We start from the raw sequence: 22,682 nt of genomic DNA, 5'->3' as shown, positions 1-22,682 counted from the left end.
GATCTGCACTAGGCCGGAGACCAACATGGACTTAGTCAACGAAAGGCCGCATCCCGTGGACTACGTTCATCCGAATGGTAGGAAAGCAACGATCGACTTCATTTGGGGCGAGCCGGGTAGTTCGACGCAACGAGTCATTATCGTCTGGCTCAATGAATGTGGACGCTACACGAGGATTGGCGAAGAGCTTGGCGCCTGGATTACATTTGACGACGCACGAAAGTGCGGTATTGATCTTGCTACTAGGTTACTTGGACGCTGACCCGCCCAATCCTTTTGAGGTGCTACGATGCGGTCACCTCAAAGAGATCACCACATGACCAAGCACGATATTTATGACGAGCACGAAGGATTTCGGCTCTGGAACTACATGGAGTGCGAAACACTGGAGAGCGGCCAGGAGGTCTGGCGGATCAACGTCGAGGTGAAACGCGTTGATGAGGTGGTGATTCCGGTTGTGGCCGGTGACCAGACTTTCGCTGACCGCGGGCTGGCGCAGGTGGCGGGCCGGGAGCTGGGGGCCAAGAAGGTTGCTGAACGAGGCCTATAGGTTTTCTGTGGGCGCGGGAATAATTCGTTTGGCGGTGTGAAGAGCAGTTCATGAGGCTGTGAGCTATGGTTTGCTTTCAGGAATCAAAAAGTCAGAACGGAGGCCTCATGAGCGCAAATGTCCCTTTCAAATGCCGTTGTGGATCTGAACAGTTTGAAACCAAAAAGCCGGTCAGGAGTATTGATGACCTTGTGGGCGCCGAGTGCTCAAAGTGCAAAAGGGTTATGACTCGACGCGACATTGAAGATCAGGCAAAAAAAATCGCTGAAAAAGCCATCAAATCGGCTTTAAAACTGCGTTAGTTAAGATGCAGCCGCCTGCCGCTCAGTCATCTGCCATGGGGATCGCTGCACGGGCCAGCGCTGCCATCAGCGGTGGACTGACGCTGTTGCGGTCGGGTAGTGGTATCAATATGCTCCCAACCTCAAACATGGAGGTGAGCAGTGAGCAAATACGCGCCCTTAGCAGACTTTCTAAGAGTCCAGCCCCAAGACTCCCTTAAACTGACATTTGAGCAAATCGATATTTTAGTCGATGGATTGCCACCCAGTGCAAGAAACCATGACGCTTGGTGGGGGAACTCACGAACAGAGGACAGTCACTCGTGGGCTCACCTATGGATTGCGGCGGGATGGGAGTGCGAGGCAATTGACCGGGTGAATGAAGTCGTCGTTTTTCAGCGCACCTCAAATGGTTCGACAAAGCCAGCGCAGCGTTTCTGGTGGGTCAATCACAAGCAGACCTTCAAGTCAGAGTTCGAAGGCGGCTACATTTGGTCGCCAAAGGCCAATAAAAATGGAGCGCGTAATAGGACATATGACAACTTGACCCTGGTTCAGCCTTGCGATGTTGTTGTGTCCTACGCCGACGGGAAAATCAAAGCGATCGGTGTTGCAACCCAACACTATTCAGAGACAGTGAAGCCTGAGGAGTTTGGACAGGCGGGCGCCAACTGGGCTAACAACGGTTGGTTGGTGCCGATCGAATGGGCAGCTCTACCGTTTCCGGTTTCTCCTAAAGCCCATATTGAACATATACAGCCACTGCTGCCGAAGAAGAGCTCTCCTCTACAAGTAAACGGTAACGGCAACCAAGGCTGCTACCTGGCAGCCATTTCTTCTGAGTTGGGCAGACTGATCCTTGATATCGCCGGCCAGCGCAGTCCTGATGTAGTTCAAGCCATTCAGGACCTTGAGCAACAGATCGAGACAGATGTAGCCGAAAATGACATTCAGACCGCAGAGAATATTCCCGAAACAGAGAAGGAGCAGCTGATTCGCTCTCGCCGTGGACAGGGCGTGTTTCGGCAGCGCGTTTTGGCGCTCGAACCTCAGTGCCGTCTCACGGGGGTTAATGATCAGAGCTTCCTTATTGCCAGCCATATTAAACCTTGGAAGGACTGCAGCAGCGCCGAGCGCTTGGACGGGAATAACGGTCTGATGCTGGCACCACACGTCGACAGGTTGTTCGATCGGGGTTGGATATCTTTCCAGGATAATGGTGACCTCCTTGTTGCTTTTACTGCTAGGACCGTAGTCTCAGCTTGGAGCTTGAACCCTAATATCAGTGCGGGAAGCTTTAACAATGAGCAGAGAAAGTATTTGAAACACCATAGATCGGTTGTCTTTAAAGACGCTCAATCGCCACAAAAGCAGACAATTGCCTCATCGTGTTCCGCGAACATGTCGAATTGAGTATCTGAGTAGTCGAGCATTTGCTGATAGCTGGGGCGGTCACTGCGGAACCTCGCGCCATCACCGGTGAACTTTCCACCGGATACCACCGAGCTTTCCATGCGGGCCCACCAGTAGCCTTTGGGGCGGTCGCTGGCGATGATCGAATAGACCTGTTTGGCGCCTTTCAGGAAGCACAGGTCGCAGTTACCTTCTAGCGTCCGGCCGTTGATCGTCGGCAGCATTAGGTCGAATGGTTGGCTTGCCCAGAAGTCCGTCACGTCCTGCACGCCGACGCTCGCGTCTGCCAGGGGCATCACCATCGTGGCCCACTTGCTTTCGCTGGTGCTCTTCCGGCTCCGGATCTTCACCACACGACGGGGCTCATCGGCGCGGATGCCGGTCATCATGTCCACCGGCATTTGTTCGGTCGACAGACCTCGGCTGCGCAGGTATTTGTGAATGATCCTGATTTTGAGATCGATGGTGCAAAACCTGGTTACCGGGTTGGGCAGGTACTTCCGTTTTCGAATCAGCGCCTCGAACGGCTGGCCTTGGCGGCTGGCGCTGGCAAAGTCAACGACCTCAAATCCGGCTTCATTGTCCCGGAATTCAAGCCATACAATCGGCACAGCCCAGCGCTCGGCACACTCCCGGACAAACTCGAGCGTGGCGGGGTGTTCCTTACCGGTGTTGGCGAAGGTGACGACCAGATCGCTCTGGTCTTCGTTGTTATCCAGCACCTGGCGCAACATAAAGGCACTGGTTCGGCCACCGGAAAAGCTGACGACCGTCGTCCCGGACAATTTGTAGGGAGACATAGGGGATCCTCGCCGGCTGGCGTGATTCGTTGAGGTGGGCTATTGGTTTATGTTCAATGCAGCCTGACGGGAGACTGACATGAGATTGCAAAGCGATATCGATGCACTCGCGGCGATCGAGGAAGACGCCCGAGCGATGCTGAAGCGAATAGGAATTCCTGACGACAAGCAGAAGCTTGAGGTCGTTATTGGCTTGCGGGAGATAATTGAGCTTGCCACCTACAGGCAGTCGATTGACCTATTTACAGATCATTCAGCGTAATAGGTGAGGGTGGGTCAGGCGCGCCTGGCTTTGAAGTAGCACATGGCCTTCGAGCTATAGCAATTGTCTTGCAGGTCTTCGTAAGCCTTGTACTTGGCTTGACTGCGCGTGGCTGCCCAGACTGTCTTCACCCAGTTGCGGGCGTCGCCGATGTAATGCTCAACATCGAACCAATCGACCCATGGAGGGATGACTTTCCACTCCTTGAGCGGCAGAGTCTCGGCCATTTCGCCGTACTGCATTTCGTGGGTTGGGTGGTAGTTCCGGATGCGCTTCTTCGGATCGTCATCCAGGACTACGCCGATGTAGTGGCCGCGATCAGCGAGGATGACGCCGGGTTTTCCGTAGGCGATGACACGGCGGCCGACTTCAGCGGGCACCTGATAGTGCTGCCGGACGTATGCGCAGTTGTAGTTCATGATTATCTCCAGTCAGGCGCCGCCCTCCGTGACCGGATGCGATGGCGAGATGTGAATTTGTAGGCTATTGGTTGATGACCCGGCATAAGCCATGAAGACGGGAAACTACTAATGAAAACGCTGATAGTTGATCACTCTTGGACCAAAATCATCGAGCGAGATGAGTTCGCCAAAGTCGCGCTGGTGGCAAAGATTAAGCAGATCGAAGAAATCGAAGCTGCCATTCGAGCGGTTGAAGGTGAAGAGGCAGCCCGCAATGCTCTAAATAATGGCCTGATAAAGCATGCATTAGCGCGCTGCCTGGAGAACTTGCAGGGATTTGCATCCGTAACGGAGCAGGACTTCTGGATCTGTTACGAGTTTGCGACAACAGCTGCGAAGAGTGCTGAGCGAATCATTGACGAAGAGCTTTCGCACGTAGGGTCGTGATCGTAGGCGCCGCCCGCCGTGACCGGATGCGAAAAGAGTCTGAGTGTTATCTGTGCGCAGTTGGCTTGCGACGAAGCACAAAAAATATGCTGTGTTATGGCAATTTAATTTCGTTGTGCTATCACTGTATTTGAACAGACTCTGTTCAATCTCAGCGAATGGACTCGACGCATGATTAAAAAAATTATTCTCGCGCTTGCTTTCTTTGTTTTCGCTGGATGCGGTACGTCGCCACTTAGCGAAAAACAGTTATTAGCCCTTTCGCAAACTCAAACAGGTCGAGCGGATAATGCGATTGCAGAGCCAGTCATTCAGGCTGCAATTGACGATGCGAACTTGGTATGCAGTGAGGTAATAGGTTCAAGAAGCACCCTAGCCGAGAAAAGATCGAAAAAAAACTTATGGATATCTCTTGGTGGACTCGTAGCTGGCGCCGTGGTGGCTCCAGCTCTGATTAGTGCAAATGCAGCAGCTAATGCGCCATGGATCGCGGCCTTCAGCGGGATGGGCGGTGCAGCTAACATGGCCACGAGAACCATTGATGAAGCGGGATTTAGTGGAGCAGCTGATGCTCAAGTTATGAACAGTATTAGCGCGAGCGTTAAGGAAAAAATGATCGTGGCTATGATAGAGCCAAACGGTCCCAAGGTCAGGTATGAGGCCGCGATTGCTGCCAAAGCGGAATGTCTTTACTACCCCAGGTATGTATACAAACTGCCATCAGAACCTTCACCTGCCCCACCGGTTAAGTAAAGGCGGGCTATACAGCTCATCAGTATGAGGTATGACATCAGTTCGGAGGGAAGTCCTCGTCGCCCGGGTCTTTGCGTAATTCGCGCAGGCTTTCATTCAAAAAAGTACGCGAAACGTTTTCGCTAAAAACGATTTCGTGTCGCGGACTTTCTATCGCCTGGTATGACAGGGTAGGTCCGAGCGCATGAGCGTTCAGGATCAGGTTCTGCACCGCCTCACTTATCTCATCGATACTGTTCCAAGCCATCAGCTCGTCAAGCTTCTGTCGGGTGCCAAGCCTGAGCCGGTGCCGCAACTCTTTCTCGTCGTACTCGATCCGCTTCTGCGCCGCCTTGGCTGAACGCGCCTTTCCATCCATTGCCATGGTCAACCTCTTCTATGCCACTAGCCGGTAGCGCCAGCCAGGTTTGTCGTTTGCGTTGTTGTGTGCGGAAGCGCCTCACGATCAGGCACCTAGCCGATAGGCTTGCGCGCGAGCTTTGTCTGCGACTTCATCAACCATGCGATTCAGTTCCAGGTTGAACTGGACCAGCTCTTTGTGCAGGTTGGCGATGTAGTCTTCGTCGCGGTGAATCGTCTCGATGTAGAGCTGACACTCTTCATCTTGGCGAGAATCGAACGACAGAAAGTCCCACCATTTCCGTCCCGTAACGAACATGCAGCCCTGAACCTGCGGCATGTGTTCCTCAGGCATACCTTCGAGCCATGTCTTGACGTGTATTGCCTCGTTGAAAGGGCATTTCGATTCGGTTCCCCCGTCATCGTTGATCAGGCCGTCTGGCGAGCAGCCGAGCCAGTCGTACTTCGGGTGGACGATGAACTCTGACGGCATGACGATGTTGCCGGTCAACATCTCGTAGGCGTCTTGAGCCTTCTGTTCTTCGGTGTGACCCCACTTTATGGAAGCGCTGCTGACGTTGTGCTTTGATTTCTTTGCCAGTCGCTCGAAGCACAGCTCCCGCATGTATGAGGTCCGCGCGCCCATAGGCTCACGTTTCCCATTTTTGTCAGGCTTCCCCCAGGCAATCACATCTTTAAACCGGCTGGCTGTCACGCGACCAGATCGGTCTGCATGCCACTTTTCAGTGCCCTGAAGTTCTGTTCTCACTATGCCGCTTCCTCGGCCTGATTCAGGTCGTCGTTGGTGCGGGGCATATCGGTAAAGTCGACATCAACGGTCGCCGCCATGTTCTTGAGCGCTTCGTGGCACTCCAGACCGATCGCAGCGCGCTGCTTAGGCTTGAGACCTGCCCAGGCTGTCGCATAGGCTTCGATGTCCTGACGCTTTGCGACGACCAAAAGGTCTGCGAATACCCCATCGATTTCCGGTGACGGGGATTTCGGGCCGAACGACACACCAGTAGCAGCAGCGATGTTTGAAGCCTGCTTAGCTGGGGTGATATCGATTTCGCCGCCGTACGAGTCTTCGAATTCATCGGGCGTATAGACGCCAAGGATCACATCAGGGCAGAAGAGTCGCGCCCATTTTTTGGTCACCAAGTAGGCAATCTGCTGCTTGGGATCTTCCGCCCAAAGCGTAGAGTTCCGCGTGCGGACCTGAGTGAGCAGAAGTTCCAGAATGCGTGGCTCGTCTTCGCCTTTGAAGGTTGCCCAGACTTTGATCCCGAGACCTTTCTCGTCGTCAAAGCTCCAGTCTGGAACCCGGTACTTTTTGGGCTCGCCAGTATCCTCGTCCTTCTTGGTCTTGCTAGTGACTTCTCGCATCTTCCCGATGACGTTTTCCCAGGTGCCGAACCACTCGAAATTCAAGCGACCTTTGACTGGTGCCTTGGCGGTGATTACTGCATTGACGAGCTGCGCCTCATAGCTCAGTGCTCCGCCGTTAACGATGAACGTCTTCTGCGCAACAGCGAATGGGTTCATCTGCCACTGCATTGCTTGTAGCACTACCGCCATGCAGTCAGCTTGATTCCCCTTCAGATGCTTGGGGACTGTTGTCACGCCTTTCGACATCATCAGCGCGAGGTCGCTCATCGACTTCATGGTGCCTGGATCGAGAATGAGCGCTGCCGCGTTGTGCGATGGATCGTGATACGTGGCAAGGCCGGTTTGTGCTTGGGTGTCTGTATCGGTCATTGCGCTCTCCGTGGCCAACATGGGATTGGTCGGTCTTCAGATGGAAAGGGTGCTTAGAAGCGGATGGCGCGAAGCCAAGCGCGAGCAGTGTCGAGGTCCACGTCGAAGCCCAGGGCTACAACCTCGACAATGTCGTCAACCAATGGTGCGGTCGTAGTCACGTCGTCGGGTTCAGCTGCGGCCGCATGTGCGCTAACTTGTACGACTTCGACCTTCTCCGTGACCACGGGCGCAGTTACGGAAGCGGCTGGAGCGGGTGCGGCAGCCTGGGCACGCAGACGGGCCAATTCTTCCTGATCGCGCTGATACTGAGCGTCGCGTTCACGCTGTTGGCGTTGCTGTGCTTCCATATCGCGGCGCTGCTGGTCCAGCTCGTCCTGCTGCTTCTTCAAGCGCAGGCGGTCTTCCTCGGCCCGCTGCTTGCGCAGCTCCTCAGCTTCAGCGTCGGCAATGCGTTGCTTCTCGCGCAGCTCGTCCAGTTCTTTCTGCTGGGCCAGCAGCTTGGCGGCAGCTTCTTCTCGCTCACCGGCAGACTTGTGCAGTGTTTCCAGCTGCTCGATAGCGTTGTCGCGAGCGATGGTGCCTTCAGCTTCGAACTCGGCATATTCTTCGGGCAGGATCACCGACACCTTGACGCCTTGCAGAATGTCGGCGATATCGGCAGCGCTACGGCTTGCATATGCGGCAGCGATAGAGCTGAAGCGGGTAATCTTTGCCCTGATGGCTTCGACGCGTTCAGCCTCGACACGTTCGCGCTCGGCTTTGGCGTTGGCTACGCGTTTTTCCTCGGCCTTAATTGCTTCGTCGACAGGCGCTTCAATCGCCAACACGCGATCCTTCAACGCGTCGCCGAACTCCTTAACCTGGTTGACGCGAGCCTGGGCATCTTTGACTTTCTGTTGATAGGGCACGAGTGCAGTCTTGGTGGTATTCGCCAGGGCATAGCGCACGTCGCGGATATCGACGCGAACTTCTTTCGCATTAGCCAAGCCTTCGCTGGTCGAGCAGTCAACGACCAGCTTCGCGTAAGTCGTCTCCAGACGAACGATCTGTTCTTCGTGCGGCCGATATTCGGCGATGTCGGTGACGGCTACCGCAGGGGCTATAGCGTTAGATTTTTGTGCATCGTCGGTTTCGCTCATTTCGAGCGATTCTGTACGAGAGTTTGTTTAGTATTTGCGGACATGACAATTCCTCGCCGCGCCACGCGCAGCCTTGAAAGATGTAGTTATTGGGTTACGCGATTTGTGAAGGCGGTTAGCAACATCGCGGCGGTACAGAGGGTGTGAGCTACGAGCGAACTTCGCCAGAAGACGATCTGACGGATACTCTGGCGGCTTGTCATGCAGACTCAACCAGTGACAGAAGGCGCTCGCCCAGCTTTATCTTGGCTGCGACTTGCTCGCGAGTGACACCGGCGATCTGGGCGACTTCGGTCAGCGGCAGACCTTCTCGCCGAAGCTTTGCGCAGCGCTTGGCCAGGTTTTGGCCGCGCAAATGCGCGCCATGGCCGCTCATCGCTCACGGTCCAGTTGAGCAACTCGGTAACGCAGCACCTGTAGGACGTGACCGCCATCGCCAGTCTCGGTGTACTGCTCAATCGGTGCGTCGAAGAACCCGCGCCGTTCGGCCAAGCCATAAGCTTCGCACTGGTTGTGCGCGGTGATATCTTCGAGCTGTTCATCGACTAGGGTTTTCACTGGTGAAGTAGTCATGCGGCAGCTCCTTGCTTGAGCGATGCGTTGTAGGTGGCGTAGATCTGGTCAATTCGAGCCCGGTACTCCCGGTGTTCGTCTTCGCTGATGACGTGAAGCAGGAAGGCTAGGGTGATCGCTGATGTCGCCGCTGAACTGGCGTTGGCCTTGCCGAGGTCGCGGACCATGTTGCCGATCTCGCCCTCGATCCAGGTGATTGCGGTTTGGTGGTTGCGTTGCTGGACGTTCACTTTGTGCCTCCTACTGGCGGGCAGATCGCCTCCATCTGCGTCATGGCTAAGCCAATGCGACGCTTGAGCCTGGCGCGGTCGGCTACTTCTTGCTCACGCCTCGCAGCGAGATCTGCCTCGTTGTTGTAGTCGTGCGCGATCTCAGCCAGGGTGGTTCGCGGCTTACCCCAGTCATCGAAGCGCTTATCCCACTCCCGGGCTTGGGCGCTATCGGCGTAACTGGTTGCCATCGCAGCTACTCCTTTTGTTCAAGCTGGCGCGCCAGAGCGCACGCTTCATTGTGATCGCGGCGAAAGCCCCGGACCTTGCCGGTGCGACTGTCCACCACATGGAAGAAAGCTTTACCCGCCAGCTTCACAACGAAGCGCGGCGGTGCGCCGGGCACCGGTTGGCCGATCAACTCGTAGAAGTCGGCGATCGCTATATGTGAGCGTTGACGCAGTGCCTTGCGAACATCGTTTGCGAGCTGAATGGCTGGGTGCATGGTTGCTTCCAGAGTGGTGAGGGGGGAGTGATGTAGTGAGGATTTACGTCTAATATCGTCGGTTGAATTGAGTGACCAACCAGGGAGGGTGATATGAAGCCAGCAATCAATGCGGTGATCATTTATGCGAAGGATGTCGCGAAAACATCTGATTTCTACACTCGGCATTTTGGGTTTTCCGCATTGCCGGAACTCAATGGCATCACGGAGCTGAGCTCGCCGGCAGGTGGTATCAAGCTACTTCTGCACAAAGCAGCTAAAAGCGTTAAGACCGGCCAAGCTTGCATCAAGCTCGTTTTCGATGTGGGTGATGTTCAGGCTTTCAAAGATGCCGCCGCAGCAAAGGGGCTGCATTTCGGGGCTACGCATGAGGCCGAGGGATACAGCTTTTCCAATGCCAAAGATCCGGACCAAAATAACGTCAGCATCTCTAGTCGCGCTTTCAGGTCGTGATCTGATTCAAAACCACTCGGCTGCACTCATCTGTTCCGCTGCTTACCGTTGGGCGCGGAGGGGAATGTTGGTGTATTGGGTTTTGGGCAGGGGTAAAGCCGAGAAGCTTTCGGCCGATAAGGCCTCGGCCGTACTTATTTATTTGAACGTCTAGGAGCTGTTGAGTGTTTTCATTAAGGAACGCAACACTGTGCCTGTCCCTGGTGAGCTTTGGCTTTGCCAGCAGCACTTTCGCGAATCAAGCCGTTGATACGCATCAAGTTGCCGTAACGCTCGTTGCAATGGGGCAGATCTGCAATAAGGCAAACCCTGGCTTAAATGGCTCTATCGAAAATGCTATGGTCAGCGATCCTAAGATGGATGAAGCAACCAAGGCCGAAGTCCGAAAAGTGAGCTCAGACCCCGCTTACAAAGGCGAAGTCGGGGTTATGGTGCAGGCCCTCAACAGCTCAGGCATGGCGGCCATGGGACAGGATATGTGCAAAAGCTACGCCGCAAAGTAGTTCGTTTCGCCTTGCCGGCTCGTCGCTCACGGTTCGCATTGGTGATGCAGGTGGGCGGTTATAGGCCGCAGTTTCGTCCGCATCGGGGTGTGATCTGGCGAGAGGGGCTGGCTACCCTCCAGTCGGAAGCGCCGGTTGCACCCAGCGCAACGTTCTGTTTAGCCGGGCGTGCAAGCCAGTCACACGCCAGATCACACTCCGATGCAGCCTGGTGCTGGGGAGTACCAGGTGCTCGGGCAGTTGTCGTCAGGCTGACGTGGCGCTGGTTGGTCAGTCGTACAGCCCGTAGCTGAAGTCGTCTTCTTCGCAGTCCACCAAGATCTTGGAGGCGCCAAAGTAGAGACTGGCGAGCAGCTTCTCGAACTTCGACCTGAAGCGCAGGGTTTGGCCGATCTTCTCGTTATCGATACGGGCGGCGTATACGGTGCCAACCTGACGACCTTTATCATCGCGGTCATTGCCGCGCTTATCGAACGAGATATGGATCGCGTTATCCAGGCTGTATTCGCTGCGCTCGCGGCTGGTATAGGGGGACTCTTCCTTTGGCTTCTTGTCGAAGTAGATGTGCAGGCCGCCGTAATCGGATTCCTGGAAGCGAACATCCGGCTGCTCCCAGCGCTCTTCCGCGGCACTTTCCTTGTGCTCATCAACGAATGCTTCGAGCAGCTCTTGCAAGCTGACCACCTCCGGCATTTGGTCCTTGTTGAGGACTTCGTCGATAGCCTGTTGTGCACGACGGACCATGTCGGCCTCGACACCGCTGTTTTCCCACTTTTCCTGCAGCGCTTTGGCGATCATTGCGTTGTAGCGCGTCAACTCGAAGACGCTGCTGAGGTTGGCGGGCAACGCTGCTTTGATCGCTTCCTCAACCAGCTTGGCCATCTCGCCATAACGGCCAAAGCAGTTATCGATCACCTTGGTGAACATGACTTTTACATGTTCGTCGATGATGGCTGCGGGCTGATCACTTGCTGCAAACGCAGTGACTCGCTCAGCCAGTAGCGCTTGAAGTGTTTGTTCGCTCATTTGGTGCTCCGTGCAATTTCGTTGATTTCCCGTCTGGCCCTGCTGCCAAGGCCAACCAGTGAAAGCTGTGTTTCGGTCATACGGTCAGGGCAGGGCATTCGGCTCGACGCACCATCCGAATCTGAGCCGTGCGCCTGTCTGGCACTCGGCGATCACGACGCATCGATTCGTCATCAAGCATTGAATGGATGGCGACCAGCGCCGCCAGGACAAAACACATCGGCGTGATGATCTGCCGCTTCATGGCCTCGGCCACCAGGGCGGTGCGCCGCGTAACGCCAAGCTTGAACATCGCGTTAGTGAGGCGCTTTTTGACGGTGCCGGCTTCGATACCAGCCTCTCTGGCGATCTCTTTCGAGGTGAATCCCTGGGCAATCCAGAGAAGGAACTGAAGCTCTCGCGGCGCAAGGCCACGACCGAGGTGGCCCTTCCATGCGCCGTTGATGATTGTTGCTTCCATCGTCATGACTCCCGGTTGGTTTCCCGCTGCACCCGGCAAGCCAGGTGCAATGGTGAAACTGTTCGTAAAACACCCGGTCACGCTACTGGCGTCAGACCGGGGCTACTTCGTCGGCGATGTGGTGTTGCCTGAGGCCTAATCCCCGCTTGCTGATTACAGGTTTCGGTATATAGGTGCGGCGGTGGGCTTCCCTGTTCGCGCCAGCTCGATCAGCGTTGCTGGTGCGGTCATCGGGTATCTACAACATGCGGCGTACAGCCCTGTGCCTGAGTGATTTTTACGGCACACCGCATGAGGTCCGGCGCTCCTCATAGCCGAGGCTCAGAGCGCTAATTTTTGAATCTGTCTCGCTACGCATGTCTGGGTCATTCGCCAGTTCGGTATCCCTCGTCCGCCGCAGGTTCTCCCTGCGTTTCCTTCCATCGTCCCAGTCACTCCCGGGGCGGTAGGTCAGATCGGATCGCCGGTCTCCAGTAGAGGCGTAGCGGCCAATCGTTAGGGTTTGTTGAGAGCCTTTGCATCGACCCTCCCTGTCCTTGCCGGACAGGAGGCCCCGCTGTTATTTCCGCAGCAGGATCGTGTTCTGAATTTTTAAAGAGCGGTCGCGGCTTTCGCTGCTGGGCCGGTGATGTCTCGGCTTGGAATAAACAATACCAATGGCAATGTTATTCGTCAATGCCATTGGTATTATTATTTTTGAAAGGCAACAAAAAGCCCGCACGTGGCGGGCTCTCGATCGGCGAGGGGGGTTATTGCTGTTGGGAGACCCTCAGCCTTGCCAGCCCCTGCTTGATGTGCCCGGCATTCTCATCGATCGCATACAGTGCCCCGCGAACGTTCTCGCCGACGTCTGCCGATCCGCGTTGCTCAACCCACAGAGTGAGCTCCATGATGGCTGCTTCTAGGGCGAGCTGATTCTCGTACATTCTTTCGAGGAGGTCGGGGAGGGTGTATTGATCAGACATGAGGTCGATTCCATTCGGGGAATCGAAAGCGTAGCAGTTAGGGAGAGCAGACAACAAAAAGCCCACAGATGGCGGGCTCTCTATAGATGGAGCCAAATCCCTTTGGCTGACCGCATTGTGCTTGGTGGATGTGACGAAGGCGTGACGGGGGAGGGGTAAGCAAAAAAACGACATAAGCTGAAGCTTTCGACAGTTCTGGCTATCAAATTTCAACGATGGATGAACTATTGCTGCATGAAGTCATTATCTTCTTCGACGGGACGGGGATACCTGCTTTCGTCAAGCATCGCGTGAAGTCGTAGTGAATGTCCGAATTGCTCAAACGCCACCTGGCATTTGGTCTTGTCGAAGAACGATCTGAGGTGTGAGAGGGCGAGCTCAAAATCAGGGCTCTCCACACGTAAACAGATAAGCGTGAGATCGAGCTGATCGGTTAGGTCTCTGTACATATTGACGGCGAGTATGCTGCCACCATTATTTTCGGCATGGTAAACATGGACGTCGCCGGTACCGTTGTACGAATGGGCAAAGTACAGGTTATGTAGATCGAGAATGTTGGCTGGTATGCCAAGGATATTGAATACCGCCTGCAGATCGATGTCGGGGGTCTTTTCGCCGTCTTGCCAGGTAACGACATCAGACATTGATACGCAGATGTCGAATTCTTTGGCGCAGATGATTTTGGTCACTGGAGACTCTTCCGCTGAGCGCTTGGGTTGCCGATCCTATCATCAGATTGAGCCTTTTTCTCGGAGCGGCTGGTGGTGGCGGGGTTGACGAAGAGATAGGTAGGGAAGGGCGGAACGAAAAGCCCGGCACAGGGCCGGGCTTGGGTTCAAAATGTTATTGAGGTTTGTAAATCAATCTCTTTAGAGGGCTTTACTGTTTCTACGAACATTAGTCGCGGTCTCCCGGACGCATCGCATTCGTACTGACCTTCAACCAAGACTTGAGCGCCGAGAAGCTTCTGCCCTTGTTCACTAGTGACCGCTGGCATTACGCACCTGACCGTTCCGATGTCGAGCACATTTCGCAGATGGAACCTTCCGGAGTCGAGGTCAATTTCGCGAACCTCACCGACAAAGCGCCCAAATTTTTTGGTGTTCGTTACGGGTTTCTGAAGTGCATCTCTAAGGACTACGCGCTCTCGCGTTGTAAGCGAGGCTACTCTTGCATCGGGAGAGGAGATGTCGACAGTATGGATACCTGCCCTCCCAGTTGGAGACAACTTGAACACGGTTTCCAAGCTAGCATCACGCATTGCGGGGTCGGGAATCAGCTCGTTTATCGCACCGCTTACTCGCTCATCACCGATAAACTCAGGTATTGCTGGCAGCTGTCTGATGGCCTGTTTCAGAACCGAAAAAATCAATTCCGGCTCGTCGCTATCTAGAATCGATGGGATTTCAGAGAGAGTGAATCCTGCATAGATGCTGCCTGGGGCAAAGCCAGTAAATCTCAGATCCAGATTGTTCGAGAGCTTCTTTGCATCACGATCTGAAAGGTCAAAAATGGAGCGGGCTAGCATCTTTAGTTGCTTCTCAGCCGATCCGCACAGCCAGTTAAAAGCATGGAGGCCGGGGGTTGCAGAGGCAGTAGATGGCCCTTCGGCATGGAACACCAAATCTGATGTGTCGTAAATTTTGGCCAAAGGCATCTCTTCTTCGTATAAATCACGAAGTTTGCTTTGTAGGAATTCGATCATTTGCCCCAATTCGACGCCGTGTGCAATCTGGGTCTGCTTGGCTGCGACGATCTGATCCTGAAAAACTGATGCCCTTTTGTGGACCTGTTCTACCCAAGTTCCCATGCTTCCACCTCAATTACGCCGCGCGCATCCTTTTCGTGAAGCCCCTTGTCATGTGCTGTTTTGGGGCCGACGTACTGAAAAAACTGACCAAGGTTCATGCATCCTGCAACCATCAGACTGACATAGAAGTCAGCCCTGAAGGAATTCTTAATGCGACTGTTCTCGTGCCCATTGTTGAGCGCCATTAATGGCCCGTGCGCGATCACCATGGGTGATGGTAGGTACACGGTGGCCTCAATGTCGGCAGGATGCTCCTTGTCGGAGAAAAAGCTCCCGCCGAGCACGAGCTGTAGACCGAAAGCCTTATCTCTGAGTTCGCCGTCTAAAAAATTCTTTACCTGATAGTAAAGGTCGGACCTGTATTGATTGAACAAAAAGCGCTGCTCAATATCTCGCAAGGTCCCGATGTGGACGCCACCAGGAAGCAATCCTCTGGCGTCTAATGCGGGTATAGGCATCCACTTCCCTCAAGTTAGTCCCTGTCGACCTTGAATGTCACGTTATTCAAAGTGAAATTCAAGGTCGTGACCGTTAGCGCGCAAACATTCTTCACCAGAGCACGCGACATGGTTCGCGACCTGTTATTCCTTGCTCCGCAAAATCTTTCCCGCCTTCACCTCATCCGCAGACCCCAAGCCTCACCCGACCTCTGCGTAGAAATGGCTCAGCGTCATCAGCTCAAGCACAGCCACCATAACGCAGAATGCGACAAATCTCCGCGTGAAAACCCTGCGAGGCTTTTCGTAAGGCTGAATATTGCCGAGGGCGCCGAGAAGGTCGGATAAAAATTCAAGAAATCCCATAGATGTCTGCCTTCGTTCCGTCAATTTCACCAGCCTACAACTCGGCGGTCGGCTGACTCGTACATCTCTCAGTGAAGTGTCGTAACCCTGCGACTCTCTCCAATTCTGATCCGATCAAGCGCCCGGTTTAATGCATCCAGAGCATCGAGGAGGGCTTTTGCCTCAGCTTCTCGGCCATCACCCCAAAGGCGTTCAGCCATTTTGTTCAGGGCCTGGATAGAGCGCTCAATTTCAGCAGCAGTCACTGCTGACTTACATTCCGGCTTTTTCTCGGCATTCAGTAACCCTTCTGCAGGGCATTGCACTGTCTTTCAATTGTTAGCACGCTATTCAGCTTTAGCCCGCGCAATCCTTCCCGCCTTGACCTCATCAGCGAGTGCTGCAAGCCGATCCGCATCCTCATACAGCTTTGCAATTAGCTTTAGGACGGTTGTCACCTCTTCGCCCTGGCAGCCCTTGGTGAGGCTGGGCACTTTACTCGCAGCTTGCTCAAGACCAGACGCTATGTCCTTGAGCTCACGGCGCAGCTCTTGATTGGGTTTATCGAGTGACATGGCTACCCCCTACAGATCCCCACCGAACCAGATTTCAACCGCCGGCGAACCATTTCTTGAGTGTTGAAAAAAGGGTAGTGCGGGCAGACTCGCGATCGCTCGTCAGGACATCAAGCGCACATGTGGCTTTCAGGGTTCGCTCCCTTAGTACACTGAGCCGAGTATGCAGCTCTTTCTTCAGGCGCTTTTGTTCGCTGGGTGGCGATAGCTCTATAAGCTTACCGGCCATGAAAAAATTCAGTTCCATTTGCTGATCTAGAGCTTCGGTGATTTCTCTGATCGCGTCGTTCATGCCTGATTCCAAATCAATTCATGTGAGTCGCGCCAGAAGGGGGCTGATTACAGCTTCCGCGCATTCCAAACGAGCAGGACGCGAGCCTGAATGTGGACCCGATCAAGTTGTGCACCCTCGATCATGATCGCTGGGTAAACAGGGTTATCCGAAATCATGCGTAGCGATCCGCCTGTCATGCGCTGGAGTCGCTTAATGAACAAGTCGCCGTCTAGGGTAAAGACGTAAACAGCATCGGTGCGTATCTCAGTGATACCGCGATCAACCAGCAGGGAATCACCGTTTCGGAATGTCCCTTCCATGCTGTCGCCGTCGCCATCAATGATCGCAAGATTCTCTGGATTGGAGTAGGAAAGCCCTTGGGTCTTGAGCCAGTCGAGGTGAACGGTCATATCTCGGATCACCTCAATGTGGTGTTCCGGCGGCGTACGACCGCTTCCCATGGAGCCAACGATATCTAAGTGGGGGATGGTGATGAAGTTTGAGTCTGGAGCTTTCCTGCGTGAATCAATTGCAATCACATTGCTTTCCTTGGCACTGCTCGATCCTATGGCTTGGGCAATTTTTGCCATTTCATCCGCTAGCCGCTCGCTGAACTCGCGGACATCTACTTTCAATATGCTCGCGAATGAGGCGGCTACAGATGAATTGAGAGGATTCACGCCATTGAGGTAGTGACTCACTGAGCTCTGGTTCATTTCCAGAGCGTGCGCCAGCTTCTCCTGGGTCAAGCCGAGCTCATTTTTTTTCGAATTGAAGATGGCCTTCAGTCGAAGGCACTCATCTTTCTTGTCTTGCGGTAAGGGCTTTTTGCTCATCCCCGAATCGTATTCCCATCGGTAATATAGCCACAAATGCCAATGGCATTTACTTTCAAAAATGCCATAGGTAATATCTTCGCATGAAGAACCGCGGAGAGCTCTCCCATGAACCGAATTCACATTACTGATTTTGCCCGCTGTCTTGGGCAGTGCGAGGCAGCCAACCTGCTGAATATGACGCAGGGTGCGCTTAGCAAGGCGATAAGAGTGGGGCGCGATATTTACGTCACGCCTTATCCGGACGGGCGATGCGAAGCCGAAGAAGTTAGGCCGTTTCCATCACAGAACCAGACAAAAAAGCAGGCAGCGTAACTGGCAAATCTGCCCACCGATTCATGTAGCCAGTATCGGCTTTACCGGTCTGCACGGATAGAAACCTGAAGTCGCTGTTGATTCATCCAGTACCCAAATCCCAGACACAAAAAAGCCGACGGAGAAGGTCGGCTGATTCGCAAAACTAGAGAGGGCCAATTATGCAGAGCCAACCCATTTCAAGCAATACCCCGCTCCATGTCGCGACACGTTTTCATAATTCGCAAAACGTGTCGCGTACCACCATGTCCTCGCGCGAGATCGCAAACGTCACCGGAAAGCGTCACGCCAACGTGAAGCGTGACATCGTGGCAATGCTGAAAGAGCTGAAGGTAGATGTACTCAATTTTGAGCACATCTACCTGGATGGACAAAACCGCGAGCAGGTCGAGTACATGCTCGACCGCGAACACACCGACTGCCTGCTCACCGGCTATAGCGCGCCGATGCGCATGAAGGTGATTCGCCGGTGGCGGGAGCTGGAGCAGCAGCAGGGCGCCCGCGAGCAGGTAATCGCCAATGGCACCAAAGTCGTCGGAGAGATCGCCATCATGGAGTGCTTCACGCGCCTGCTGAAGCCTGCCGCGTCCTGCCAGATGGCCATGCTCACCAAGATCGCCGAGAACAATGGGCTCAACCCGAAATTCCTCCCGGGCTACGCCGTGGATGCTGCACCAGATGCCATGGGCAGCAGCTCCATGCCGACCAAGGCTGTCACCGCGCTGATCAAAGATCATGGCATTGCCAGCACCGCGGCTGCCTTCAATCGTCTCTTGGCGAAGCATGGCTACCTCAAGCAGCAAAAGCGCAAAAACTCCAAACAGCAAATCGTCGACTTCTGGTCCGTGACTGAAAAGGGCCTCCAGTACGGCAAGAACCTCACCAGCCCTCAATGCCCTCGCGAAACGCAGCCTCATTGGTACGTGGATCGCTTTCTTGAATTGGCCGCACTGGTCGGGAAGGCCTGACATGCAATACACCGTCACGATCAATCAGGCGAAGGCATTGGAGTGGGGCTTGAACGCACAGCAAGCCCTGCTGTTTGCCTTCGTCTATGAGTGCCCGAGCTGGGCCAATCCAATCAAGACGGACACTGGGATCTACTTCGCTCTGAGCAAGAGCAAGATCGTCGATGAGCTGCCGCTGTTGACCGATAAGCCGGACACCGCATATCGCCTTCTCAAAGCACTGAAAGACTCGGGCCTGATTGAGCTTTCCAGTACTTCCAGCATCACCTTGATTCGCCTGACCGAGAAAGCCAAAGAGTGGAACCGTAAACTGGATGGGTCGGAAAAATATCCGACCTCTGATGCACTCGATGGTCGGAAAAAAATCCGATCTACCTCGGATAAATCTCCGAGCAAGGTCGGAAAAAAATCCGAGCCAGGGTCGGAAAAATCTCCGACAAATCAGGGTACCAATAATCAGGGTACCAATCAGGAAACCAGTAATCAGGATTTACAGGACAGCGGTTCGGGCAAGCCGATCCGGTCCGGCGGATTGGTGCTGGTGGTTGATCGCACCGAAGCTCCACGGGTTGAAATTCCAGCCGACATGCCAGGGCCGAAAGACCAGGCCTGCAAAACCTTCAAGGCATGGGCCAACTATGCGATGGCATATCGCAAACGCTACAGCACCTGGCCGGTGTGGAACGCAAAGGTCGGTGGCCAGCTCGGCCAGCTTGTTGACCGCCTCGGCGCCGACGTTGCTCACCACGTTGCCGCTCACTTCCTGAAAACCAATGATGCCTCCGTCCTGCGCAAATGCCACAGCCTCAACGAACTGCTGGCGAACGCCGAGAGCTATCACACCCAGTGGGTGACTGGTCAGCGCATCAACGGGACCACCGCCCGCCAGCAGGAACGCACTGAGGCCAACCTGTCCGCCGCCGAGCAAGCGGCTCAAATGGTCTTGGCCAAGCGCCAGGCAGGAGAGCGCAATGAGTACCTTTGAGATGAACGACGCTCAGGTCGCTGGTCTGGCCGCTGCCATCTGTGCCACGGCTGAGGCTATGGGTCAGGAGATGAATCCTGGCACCGCGGCGATGATGGCCGAGGATCTATCTGTTTATCCAGTGCCGGCCGTTCGTGTCGCGCTGAAAGCCTGTCGTAGCGAAGTGAAGGGCAAGCTGGCCATGGCTGACATTCTGTCACGCGTCCAGCTCAAGGATGGCCGCCCAGGCAAGGACGAAGCGTGGTCGATCGCGCTATTGGCGGGCGACGAGATCGAAACCGTGGTGATGACCACCGAAATCCAGCAAGCCATGACCGCCGCCTCGCCGATCCTGCGGCTTGGCGACAAGGTTGGTGCCCGTATGGCGTTCATGAGTGCCTATGAGCGACTGGTGGCCGCCGCACGTGCTGAGGCAGTCCCAACGACCTGGAGCGTTTCCCTCGGATTCGATCCGGCACGTCGGGTCATGGCCATCGAATCAGCGGTCCGTATGCAACTGATCACCCAGCAGGCCGGCATCCAGTACCTGGCCGACCTGCGCATTGCACCAATCACCGCCGACGGTCAGGCCATTGCCGGGCTGCTCACCGGTTCCACCGCGCAACCGTCGCCACACCTGCGCGAAAAGCTGGCTGAAGTTCGCCAGATCGTCGATGCGGCGAAGGCTCGGCAGGACCGCCAACGACTCAAGAAGGCCCAGGCCGATCGAGTCGATACGTATCTGCGTAAGCGGAAGGTCCGCGTGGCCATCGCTGCCGTACAACACAAGGAGAGTTTCTGATGGCTATGAATGAATCCCGGCAAGCCCAAATCCTAGCCGGCCAGTCTTCGATCGCCCAAAAGGTCTTTGGCTACGTCCCAATTCAAACGAGCTGGAGCAATCACGAAATCCATGGCGCGGCATCGACAGCCAAGGCGACCGGCGCATCGCCGTATGCAGTCCGCCGGGCCTTGGGCGAACTCAAAGACGCCGGGCTTATCCGTGAGCCCGTAGGTGGAAAGTTTCAACGTGATGCCGCAACCCCAAAACCCAAGAAGGAGCAAGTCATGACCCAGGCAGCCAAGCAGGCCGTAGTAGCAATCAAGAAACCAGAGGCTGGCGCCCTCGACGTATTGGCTTCGTTGTCCAGTGAGGTAATCAGTCTTTCTGATGAGGTCGGCCGGCGTATGAAGAAACTGGCTGAGCGCATTGAAGAGGTCGCTCTATCCGTTGAGGCGGAGCGGGAGGGCAATGCTGAAGCAGTCGGCAAGCTCAAGCAGCTGCAATCCCTTCTGAAAAGTCTTTAAGGGGCGCGTCATGGCTGAGCTCGCGCTGATTCGCACTGCCCAAGGCTTGGTGCCGGCCACCGAAGCTGATCGCGAAACCGTCCAGAAGTGGAAGGCTGGCCAGGTCATTCATGGCAAGTTCACCCGGATGCGCAACGGCAAATTCCACGGCAAGTTCTTTTCCATGCTCGATCTGGCCTGGGAATATTGGGAACCGGTTGGTGGCCTCATTCCTCGGCAGGAGATGCGCGGCATTCAGGGGCTGGCCAAGTTCTTCGAGGCACAGAGCGGTAAGCCGGGGCAGCTTTCGAATGCGGTCGCCGCGTACATCACCGGACTGGAGCAGGCGCGGGCCGAGCGCTTCCCGGCAGTCGACAAGAGCCGTGAGGCGTTTCGCGAGTGGGTAACGATCGAAGCCGGCCATTACCACTTGGTGCATACGCCCGAAGGCATCCGCAAAGAGGCCAAGTCCATCAGTTGGGCGAATATGGACGACACCGCTTTCGAGCCGCTTTACCGCGACGTCTTCAACGCCTGCTGGCGGTTGGTGCTGTCTGTGATTTTTGAGAGTGAAGCTGACGCTCTGGCTGCTGCTGATCAGTTGGGGAGTTACGCATGAAGCGCACAGAGCTGAAGCGAACAGCGCCATTTACCTCCGGCGGAATCAACGCACGCGAACGCCGCAAGAAGCGCTGCAAAGTGTGCGAAGCCATGTTCACTCCGGTACGCAACTTCCAAGCAGTGTGCGGGGAGATCGCTTGCGCTATCGCTCACGCGCCGGCCAATCAGGTCCGCGCACGCAAGGCGCTGGCCGACATCGAGCGCAAGGACATCAAGGTCCGCAAGGAGAAGCTGAAGAGCCGGGCCGACCATCTGCGCGAAACACAGGTCGTGTTCAACGAGTGGATCCGCCTGCGTGACGCCGCATTGCCGTGTGTGAGCTGCGGCCGCCACCACGAAGGTCAGTACCACGCCGGACACTACCGCACCGTGGGAGCGAACCCGGAGCTGCGCTTCGAGCCGCTGAACGTCCACAAGCAGTGCGCACCGTGCAATAACCACAAGTCCGGCGACATCGTGAACTACCGCATTGAGCTGGTTAAGCGCATCGGCGCCGACAAGATGAATTGGCTTGAAGGGCCTCATGTGCCCCAGCGTTACACCATTGAAGAACTGAAAACCATCAAGGCCGATTACCGGGCAATGATCAAAGAATTGAAGAGGGCAGCAGCATGAAGCTGATCAATGCAAGACAGGTGTGGACTGAGTCGCAGCACGAATCGAACGCGTCAATCAGCGCTGTGGCAATCGAGAAAGCGGAATCGGCACCAGTAAAGGCCGGTAACCGTATGCGCCGTCACGAGGCCGTGTTTGCCGCACTGGGCGAGGACAAGGAGGAACGCATCCGGATCGTTCGGCAGAAGATCAGTATCAGCGAGACGCGCCGCACGCCGATTGGCCGGTCTACCGCTCGTGCCGCGCACCTGGCCACCATCGGCAAGGTGTTGCGCGCCATCGACACGCTACCGTTTCAGGTGCAGCAGTTCGGACACTATCTCTATCACCCAGCAATGACCATGCGCCACGTCATGAACGCGGTGCTGCTGATCACCGCCAAGGCCAGGCTGCCAGACCTGACATCGGCCAAGCGCGTGAAGGCGCAGTACCTGGTCTCCCTGGCCCTGCAATCGTACAAGGGGGAAGTGGTCGGGGCTGTTGAATGGGGTCCGGCCCGGGTCGCCGCCGAGATGAAGACCTTCTTCGGTGTGACTATTGATCCGAAGAACTGGACGCGTGACTGGCTGGACTTGTGGGAATCCCTGAAAGAAGTCATCAGGGAAGTGGATATTCAGGCACAACATCCGGTGTGGCAGGTTATTCACGCGGAAAAAGAAGAAGATGCGGCATAAACATATTGACATGACGGGGAGTTGCGTGTACTTTTCCCATAGTGCGCAATTCACGCAACACGCACACGAATAAAGAAGCCCGGCCATTGAGTCGGGCTTTTTCGTTTTTGTCTGATGTGGC

At 55.2% G+C, this 22,682-nt stretch carries 39 protein-coding genes; 18 read left to right on the top strand and 21 right to left on the bottom strand.

Annotated features, from left to right (window positions below; all coding sequences use genetic code 11):
• Positions 1–25 precede the first annotated feature (25 nt).
• From AO353_RS26475 to AO353_RS30215, 4 genes are all read left to right on the top strand, one after another.
• On the top strand, positions 26–262 hold the full coding sequence (locus tag AO353_RS26475; protein ID WP_054597635.1) for a hypothetical protein: 237 nt from the start codon (positions 26–28) through the stop codon (positions 260–262).
• A 54-nt stretch (positions 263–316) separates the two neighbouring features.
• Positions 317–550 (top strand): hypothetical protein, encoded by a 234-nt coding sequence (locus tag AO353_RS26470; protein WP_054597634.1) that lies wholly within the window; start codon positions 317–319, stop codon positions 548–550.
• Between the two features lie 107 nt (positions 551–657).
• Complete coding sequence (locus AO353_RS26465) at positions 658–852, top strand: ECs_2282 family putative zinc-binding protein (RefSeq protein ID WP_146016080.1); 195 nt, start codon at positions 658–660, stop codon at positions 850–852.
• A gap of 141 nt (positions 853–993) precedes the next feature.
• Positions 994–2,244, top strand: coding sequence for an HNH endonuclease (locus tag AO353_RS30215; protein WP_203226133.1), 1,251 nt, complete (start codon positions 994–996; stop codon positions 2,242–2,244).
• Here the strand turns inward: AO353_RS30215 and AO353_RS26455 are convergent.
• Positions 2,187–3,044, bottom strand: coding sequence for a phosphoadenosine phosphosulfate reductase family protein (locus tag AO353_RS26455; protein ID WP_054597631.1), 858 nt, complete (start codon positions 3,042–3,044; stop codon positions 2,187–2,189). The two genes, AO353_RS30215 and AO353_RS26455, sit on opposite strands and share 58 nt — an antisense overlap.
• 79 nt (positions 3,045–3,123) lie before the next feature.
• Here AO353_RS26455 and AO353_RS26450 point away from each other — a divergent pair, with 79 nt between their 5' ends.
• Entirely contained in the window at positions 3,124–3,306 is a 183-nt protein-coding gene (locus AO353_RS26450; protein ID WP_054597630.1) for a hypothetical protein, read from the top strand.
• A gap of 14 nt (positions 3,307–3,320) precedes the next feature.
• On the opposite strand, the gene AO353_RS26445 is transcribed toward AO353_RS26450, so the two are convergent.
• Positions 3,321–3,725, bottom strand: coding sequence for a hypothetical protein (locus AO353_RS26445; protein WP_054597629.1), 405 nt, complete (start codon positions 3,723–3,725; stop codon positions 3,321–3,323).
• 111 nt (positions 3,726–3,836) lie between these two features.
• Between AO353_RS26445 and AO353_RS26440 the strand changes: the two genes are divergently transcribed.
• Positions 3,837–4,154, top strand: a complete 318-nt coding sequence (locus AO353_RS26440) for a hypothetical protein (RefSeq protein WP_054597628.1) — start codon at positions 3,837–3,839, stop codon at positions 4,152–4,154.
• Positions 4,155–4,325: 171 nt separating this feature from the next.
• A complete protein-coding gene (locus AO353_RS26435) occupies positions 4,326–4,907 on the top strand; it encodes a hypothetical protein (RefSeq protein WP_054597627.1) in 582 nt (193 codons plus the stop codon).
• Positions 4,908–4,944: 37 nt separating this feature from the next.
• Here the strand turns inward: AO353_RS26435 and AO353_RS26430 are convergent, their stop codons facing one another.
• The 9 genes from AO353_RS26430 to AO353_RS26395 all read right to left on the bottom strand — a co-directional run bounded on the left by AO353_RS26430 (position 4,945) and on the right by AO353_RS26395 (position 9,433).
• A complete protein-coding gene (locus tag AO353_RS26430; RefSeq protein WP_054597626.1) occupies positions 4,945–5,271 on the bottom strand; it encodes a hypothetical protein in 327 nt (108 codons plus the stop codon).
• 81 nt (positions 5,272–5,352) lie between these two features.
• Positions 5,353–6,015, bottom strand: coding sequence for a lambda exonuclease family protein (locus tag AO353_RS26425; protein WP_054597625.1), 663 nt, complete (start codon positions 6,013–6,015; stop codon positions 5,353–5,355).
• Positions 6,015–7,004, bottom strand: coding sequence for a RecT family recombinase (locus AO353_RS26420; RefSeq protein ID WP_054597624.1), 990 nt, complete (start codon positions 7,002–7,004; stop codon positions 6,015–6,017). Before AO353_RS26420 ends, AO353_RS26425 begins: the two co-directional genes overlap by 1 nt.
• A 53-nt stretch (positions 7,005–7,057) precedes the next feature.
• On the bottom strand, positions 7,058–8,146 hold the full coding sequence (locus AO353_RS26415) for a hypothetical protein (RefSeq protein WP_054597623.1): 1,089 nt from the start codon (positions 8,144–8,146) through the stop codon (positions 7,058–7,060).
• A 199-nt stretch (positions 8,147–8,345) separates the two neighbouring features.
• The gene (locus AO353_RS31425) at positions 8,346–8,522 is read right to left on the bottom strand and encodes a hypothetical protein (RefSeq protein ID WP_173859998.1); all 177 of its coding nucleotides are present in this window, start codon (positions 8,520–8,522) and stop codon (positions 8,346–8,348) included.
• Entirely contained in the window at positions 8,519–8,719 is a 201-nt protein-coding gene (locus AO353_RS26410) for a hypothetical protein (RefSeq protein ID WP_054597622.1), read from the bottom strand. Before AO353_RS26410 ends, AO353_RS31425 begins: the two co-directional genes overlap by 4 nt.
• Positions 8,716–8,949: a hypothetical protein gene (locus tag AO353_RS26405; protein WP_054597621.1), complete on the bottom strand. Its 234-nt coding sequence runs from the start codon at positions 8,947–8,949 to the stop codon at positions 8,716–8,718. The genes AO353_RS26410 and AO353_RS26405 overlap by 4 nt, the downstream gene beginning before the upstream one ends.
• Positions 8,946–9,179 (bottom strand): hypothetical protein, encoded by a 234-nt coding sequence (locus AO353_RS26400; protein ID WP_054597620.1) that lies wholly within the window; start codon positions 9,177–9,179, stop codon positions 8,946–8,948. The genes AO353_RS26405 and AO353_RS26400 overlap by 4 nt, the downstream gene beginning before the upstream one ends.
• Before the next feature lie 5 nt (positions 9,180–9,184).
• Positions 9,185–9,433, bottom strand: coding sequence for a hypothetical protein (locus AO353_RS26395; protein ID WP_102667289.1), 249 nt, complete (start codon positions 9,431–9,433; stop codon positions 9,185–9,187).
• A gap of 93 nt (positions 9,434–9,526) precedes the next feature.
• Between AO353_RS26395 and AO353_RS26390 the strand changes: the two genes are divergently transcribed.
• Together AO353_RS26390 and AO353_RS26385 are read left to right on the top strand one after the other, a co-directional pair.
• Complete coding sequence (locus tag AO353_RS26390) at positions 9,527–9,886, top strand: VOC family protein (protein WP_054597619.1); 360 nt, start codon at positions 9,527–9,529, stop codon at positions 9,884–9,886.
• A gap of 164 nt (positions 9,887–10,050) precedes the next feature.
• Positions 10,051–10,389, top strand: coding sequence for a hypothetical protein (locus tag AO353_RS26385; protein WP_054597618.1), 339 nt, complete (start codon positions 10,051–10,053; stop codon positions 10,387–10,389).
• Positions 10,390–10,659: 270 nt separating this feature from the next.
• On the opposite strand, the gene AO353_RS26380 is transcribed toward AO353_RS26385, so the two are convergent.
• Together AO353_RS26380 and AO353_RS26375 are read right to left on the bottom strand one after the other, a co-directional pair.
• The gene (locus AO353_RS26380; protein ID WP_054597617.1) at positions 10,660–11,415 is read right to left on the bottom strand and encodes a hypothetical protein; all 756 of its coding nucleotides are present in this window, start codon (positions 11,413–11,415) and stop codon (positions 10,660–10,662) included.
• Between the two features lie 76 nt (positions 11,416–11,491).
• Positions 11,492–11,875: a response regulator transcription factor gene (locus AO353_RS26375; RefSeq protein WP_054597616.1), complete on the bottom strand. Its 384-nt coding sequence runs from the start codon at positions 11,873–11,875 to the stop codon at positions 11,492–11,494.
• Here AO353_RS26375 and AO353_RS31250 point away from each other — a divergent pair.
• Positions 11,859–12,014 (top strand): hypothetical protein, encoded by a 156-nt coding sequence (locus AO353_RS31250; protein WP_158246529.1) that lies wholly within the window; start codon positions 11,859–11,861, stop codon positions 12,012–12,014. The genes AO353_RS26375 and AO353_RS31250 overlap by 17 nt on opposite strands.
• 610 nt (positions 12,015–12,624) lie before the next feature.
• Here AO353_RS31250 and AO353_RS26370 read toward each other — a convergent pair.
• The 8 genes from AO353_RS26370 to AO353_RS26340 all read right to left on the bottom strand — a co-directional run bounded on the left by AO353_RS26370 (position 12,625) and on the right by AO353_RS26340 (position 17,117).
• Positions 12,625–12,840, bottom strand: coding sequence for a hypothetical protein (locus tag AO353_RS26370; protein ID WP_054597615.1), 216 nt, complete (start codon positions 12,838–12,840; stop codon positions 12,625–12,627).
• Positions 12,841–13,064: 224 nt separating this feature from the next.
• The gene (locus AO353_RS26365) at positions 13,065–13,529 is read right to left on the bottom strand and encodes a hypothetical protein (RefSeq protein ID WP_054597614.1); all 465 of its coding nucleotides are present in this window, start codon (positions 13,527–13,529) and stop codon (positions 13,065–13,067) included.
• 146 nt (positions 13,530–13,675) lie between these two features.
• Entirely contained in the window at positions 13,676–14,650 is a 975-nt protein-coding gene (locus AO353_RS26360; protein ID WP_054597613.1) for a hypothetical protein, read from the bottom strand.
• Entirely contained in the window at positions 14,635–15,108 is a 474-nt protein-coding gene (locus AO353_RS26355; protein ID WP_054597612.1) for a DUF6932 family protein, read from the bottom strand. The genes AO353_RS26360 and AO353_RS26355 overlap by 16 nt, the downstream gene beginning before the upstream one ends.
• A 413-nt stretch (positions 15,109–15,521) precedes the next feature.
• Positions 15,522–15,734, bottom strand: coding sequence for a hypothetical protein (locus AO353_RS31735; protein ID WP_081013887.1), 213 nt, complete (start codon positions 15,732–15,734; stop codon positions 15,522–15,524).
• A 45-nt stretch (positions 15,735–15,779) separates the two neighbouring features.
• Positions 15,780–16,007, bottom strand: coding sequence for a hypothetical protein (locus tag AO353_RS26350; RefSeq protein WP_054597611.1), 228 nt, complete (start codon positions 16,005–16,007; stop codon positions 15,780–15,782).
• 34 nt (positions 16,008–16,041) lie between these two features.
• Positions 16,042–16,299, bottom strand: coding sequence for a hypothetical protein (locus AO353_RS26345; protein WP_054597610.1), 258 nt, complete (start codon positions 16,297–16,299; stop codon positions 16,042–16,044).
• Between the two features lie 47 nt (positions 16,300–16,346).
• Positions 16,347–17,117: a LexA family transcriptional regulator gene (locus tag AO353_RS26340; RefSeq protein WP_081013828.1), complete on the bottom strand. Its 771-nt coding sequence runs from the start codon at positions 17,115–17,117 to the stop codon at positions 16,347–16,349.
• Positions 17,118–17,225: 108 nt separating this feature from the next.
• On the opposite strand from AO353_RS26340, the gene AO353_RS26335 reads away from it, so the two are divergent.
• The 8 genes from AO353_RS26335 (at position 17,226) to AO353_RS26300 (ending at position 22,561) form a co-directional block, all read left to right on the top strand.
• Positions 17,226–17,432 carry a Cro/CI family transcriptional regulator gene (locus AO353_RS26335; RefSeq protein WP_054597609.1) on the top strand — a complete coding sequence of 69 codons (207 nt, stop codon included), beginning with the start codon at positions 17,226–17,228 and terminating at the stop codon, positions 17,430–17,432.
• 245 nt (positions 17,433–17,677) lie between these two features.
• Positions 17,678–18,400 (top strand): Rha family transcriptional regulator, encoded by a 723-nt coding sequence (locus tag AO353_RS26330; RefSeq protein ID WP_081013886.1) that lies wholly within the window; start codon positions 17,678–17,680, stop codon positions 18,398–18,400.
• A 1-nt stretch (position 18,401) separates the two neighbouring features.
• Positions 18,402–19,385, top strand: a complete 984-nt coding sequence (locus tag AO353_RS26325) for a hypothetical protein (RefSeq protein ID WP_054597607.1) — start codon at positions 18,402–18,404, stop codon at positions 19,383–19,385.
• Positions 19,372–20,166, top strand: coding sequence for a hypothetical protein (locus tag AO353_RS26320; protein ID WP_054597606.1), 795 nt, complete (start codon positions 19,372–19,374; stop codon positions 20,164–20,166). The genes AO353_RS26325 and AO353_RS26320 overlap by 14 nt, the downstream gene beginning before the upstream one ends.
• Positions 20,166–20,672: a hypothetical protein gene (locus AO353_RS26315; protein WP_237142936.1), complete on the top strand. Its 507-nt coding sequence runs from the start codon at positions 20,166–20,168 to the stop codon at positions 20,670–20,672. The genes AO353_RS26320 and AO353_RS26315 overlap by 1 nt, the downstream gene beginning before the upstream one ends.
• A 10-nt stretch (positions 20,673–20,682) precedes the next feature.
• Positions 20,683–21,270, top strand: a complete 588-nt coding sequence (locus AO353_RS26310) for a DUF1367 family protein (RefSeq protein ID WP_054597605.1) — start codon at positions 20,683–20,685, stop codon at positions 21,268–21,270.
• Complete coding sequence (locus tag AO353_RS26305; protein ID WP_054597604.1) at positions 21,267–21,887, top strand: recombination protein NinG; 621 nt, start codon at positions 21,267–21,269, stop codon at positions 21,885–21,887. Before AO353_RS26310 ends, AO353_RS26305 begins: the two co-directional genes overlap by 4 nt.
• Entirely contained in the window at positions 21,884–22,561 is a 678-nt protein-coding gene (locus AO353_RS26300) for a hypothetical protein (RefSeq protein WP_054597603.1), read from the top strand. The genes AO353_RS26305 and AO353_RS26300 overlap by 4 nt, the downstream gene beginning before the upstream one ends.
• The last annotated feature ends 121 nt before the right edge of the window (positions 22,562–22,682 follow it).

The organism is Pseudomonas fluorescens, assembly GCF_001307155.1.
Lineage (GTDB): Bacteria > Pseudomonadota > Gammaproteobacteria > Pseudomonadales > Pseudomonadaceae > Aquipseudomonas > Aquipseudomonas helvetica.
Note: the sequence above shows the minus strand (reverse complement) of the source record. Positions and strands in the feature narration are given on the sequence as shown.

What these genes read in the sequence shown, in the direction of transcription:
- AO353_RS26475 (WP_054597635.1), top strand. Translation starts at nt 26, where the DNA reads ATGGACTTAGTCAACGAAAGGCCGCATCCCGTGGACTACGTTCATCCG.
- AO353_RS26470 (WP_054597634.1), top strand. Translation starts at nt 317, where the DNA reads ATGACCAAGCACGATATTTATGACGAGCACGAAGGATTTCGGCTCTGG.
- AO353_RS26465 (WP_146016080.1), top strand. Translation starts at nt 658, where the DNA reads ATGAGCGCAAATGTCCCTTTCAAATGCCGTTGTGGATCTGAACAGTTT.
- AO353_RS26455 (WP_054597631.1), bottom strand. Translation starts at nt 3,044, where the DNA reads ATGTCTCCCTACAAATTGTCCGGGACGACGGTCGTCAGCTTTTCCGGT.
- AO353_RS26450 (WP_054597630.1), top strand. Translation starts at nt 3,124, where the DNA reads ATGAGATTGCAAAGCGATATCGATGCACTCGCGGCGATCGAGGAAGAC.
- AO353_RS26445 (WP_054597629.1), bottom strand. Translation starts at nt 3,725, where the DNA reads ATGAACTACAACTGCGCATACGTCCGGCAGCACTATCAGGTGCCCGCT.
- AO353_RS26440 (WP_054597628.1), top strand. Translation starts at nt 3,837, where the DNA reads ATGAAAACGCTGATAGTTGATCACTCTTGGACCAAAATCATCGAGCGA.
- AO353_RS26435 (WP_054597627.1), top strand. Translation starts at nt 4,326, where the DNA reads ATGATTAAAAAAATTATTCTCGCGCTTGCTTTCTTTGTTTTCGCTGGA.
- AO353_RS26430 (WP_054597626.1), bottom strand. Translation starts at nt 5,271, where the DNA reads ATGGCAATGGATGGAAAGGCGCGTTCAGCCAAGGCGGCGCAGAAGCGG.
- AO353_RS26420 (WP_054597624.1), bottom strand. Translation starts at nt 7,004, where the DNA reads ATGACCGATACAGACACCCAAGCACAAACCGGCCTTGCCACGTATCAC.
- AO353_RS26415 (WP_054597623.1), bottom strand. Translation starts at nt 8,146, where the DNA reads ATGAGCGAAACCGACGATGCACAAAAATCTAACGCTATAGCCCCTGCG.
- AO353_RS31425 (WP_173859998.1), bottom strand. Translation starts at nt 8,522, where the DNA reads ATGAGCGGCCATGGCGCGCATTTGCGCGGCCAAAACCTGGCCAAGCGC.
- AO353_RS26410 (WP_054597622.1), bottom strand. Translation starts at nt 8,719, where the DNA reads ATGACTACTTCACCAGTGAAAACCCTAGTCGATGAACAGCTCGAAGAT.
- AO353_RS26400 (WP_054597620.1), bottom strand. Translation starts at nt 9,179, where the DNA reads ATGGCAACCAGTTACGCCGATAGCGCCCAAGCCCGGGAGTGGGATAAG.
- AO353_RS26395 (WP_102667289.1), bottom strand. Translation starts at nt 9,433, where the DNA reads ATGCACCCAGCCATTCAGCTCGCAAACGATGTTCGCAAGGCACTGCGT.
- AO353_RS26390 (WP_054597619.1), top strand. Translation starts at nt 9,527, where the DNA reads ATGAAGCCAGCAATCAATGCGGTGATCATTTATGCGAAGGATGTCGCG.
- AO353_RS26380 (WP_054597617.1), bottom strand. Translation starts at nt 11,415, where the DNA reads ATGAGCGAACAAACACTTCAAGCGCTACTGGCTGAGCGAGTCACTGCG.
- AO353_RS31250 (WP_158246529.1), top strand. Translation starts at nt 11,859, where the DNA reads ATGATTGTTGCTTCCATCGTCATGACTCCCGGTTGGTTTCCCGCTGCA.
- AO353_RS26375 (WP_054597616.1), bottom strand. Translation starts at nt 11,875, where the DNA reads ATGGAAGCAACAATCATCAACGGCGCATGGAAGGGCCACCTCGGTCGT.
- AO353_RS26370 (WP_054597615.1), bottom strand. Translation starts at nt 12,840, where the DNA reads ATGTCTGATCAATACACCCTCCCCGACCTCCTCGAAAGAATGTACGAG.
- AO353_RS26360 (WP_054597613.1), bottom strand. Translation starts at nt 14,650, where the DNA reads ATGGGAACTTGGGTAGAACAGGTCCACAAAAGGGCATCAGTTTTTCAG.
- AO353_RS26355 (WP_054597612.1), bottom strand. Translation starts at nt 15,108, where the DNA reads ATGCCTATACCCGCATTAGACGCCAGAGGATTGCTTCCTGGTGGCGTC.
- AO353_RS26350 (WP_054597611.1), bottom strand. Translation starts at nt 16,007, where the DNA reads ATGTCACTCGATAAACCCAATCAAGAGCTGCGCCGTGAGCTCAAGGAC.
- AO353_RS26345 (WP_054597610.1), bottom strand. Translation starts at nt 16,299, where the DNA reads ATGAACGACGCGATCAGAGAAATCACCGAAGCTCTAGATCAGCAAATG.
- AO353_RS26340 (WP_081013828.1), bottom strand. Translation starts at nt 17,117, where the DNA reads ATGAGCAAAAAGCCCTTACCGCAAGACAAGAAAGATGAGTGCCTTCGA.
- AO353_RS26335 (WP_054597609.1), top strand. Translation starts at nt 17,226, where the DNA reads ATGAACCGAATTCACATTACTGATTTTGCCCGCTGTCTTGGGCAGTGC.
- AO353_RS26330 (WP_081013886.1), top strand. Translation starts at nt 17,678, where the DNA reads ATGTCCTCGCGCGAGATCGCAAACGTCACCGGAAAGCGTCACGCCAAC.
- AO353_RS26325 (WP_054597607.1), top strand. Translation starts at nt 18,402, where the DNA reads ATGCAATACACCGTCACGATCAATCAGGCGAAGGCATTGGAGTGGGGC.
- AO353_RS26320 (WP_054597606.1), top strand. Translation starts at nt 19,372, where the DNA reads ATGAGTACCTTTGAGATGAACGACGCTCAGGTCGCTGGTCTGGCCGCT.
- AO353_RS26315 (WP_237142936.1), top strand. Translation starts at nt 20,166, where the DNA reads ATGGCTATGAATGAATCCCGGCAAGCCCAAATCCTAGCCGGCCAGTCT.
- AO353_RS26310 (WP_054597605.1), top strand. Translation starts at nt 20,683, where the DNA reads ATGGCTGAGCTCGCGCTGATTCGCACTGCCCAAGGCTTGGTGCCGGCC.
- AO353_RS26305 (WP_054597604.1), top strand. Translation starts at nt 21,267, where the DNA reads ATGAAGCGCACAGAGCTGAAGCGAACAGCGCCATTTACCTCCGGCGGA.
- AO353_RS26300 (WP_054597603.1), top strand. Translation starts at nt 21,884, where the DNA reads ATGAAGCTGATCAATGCAAGACAGGTGTGGACTGAGTCGCAGCACGAA.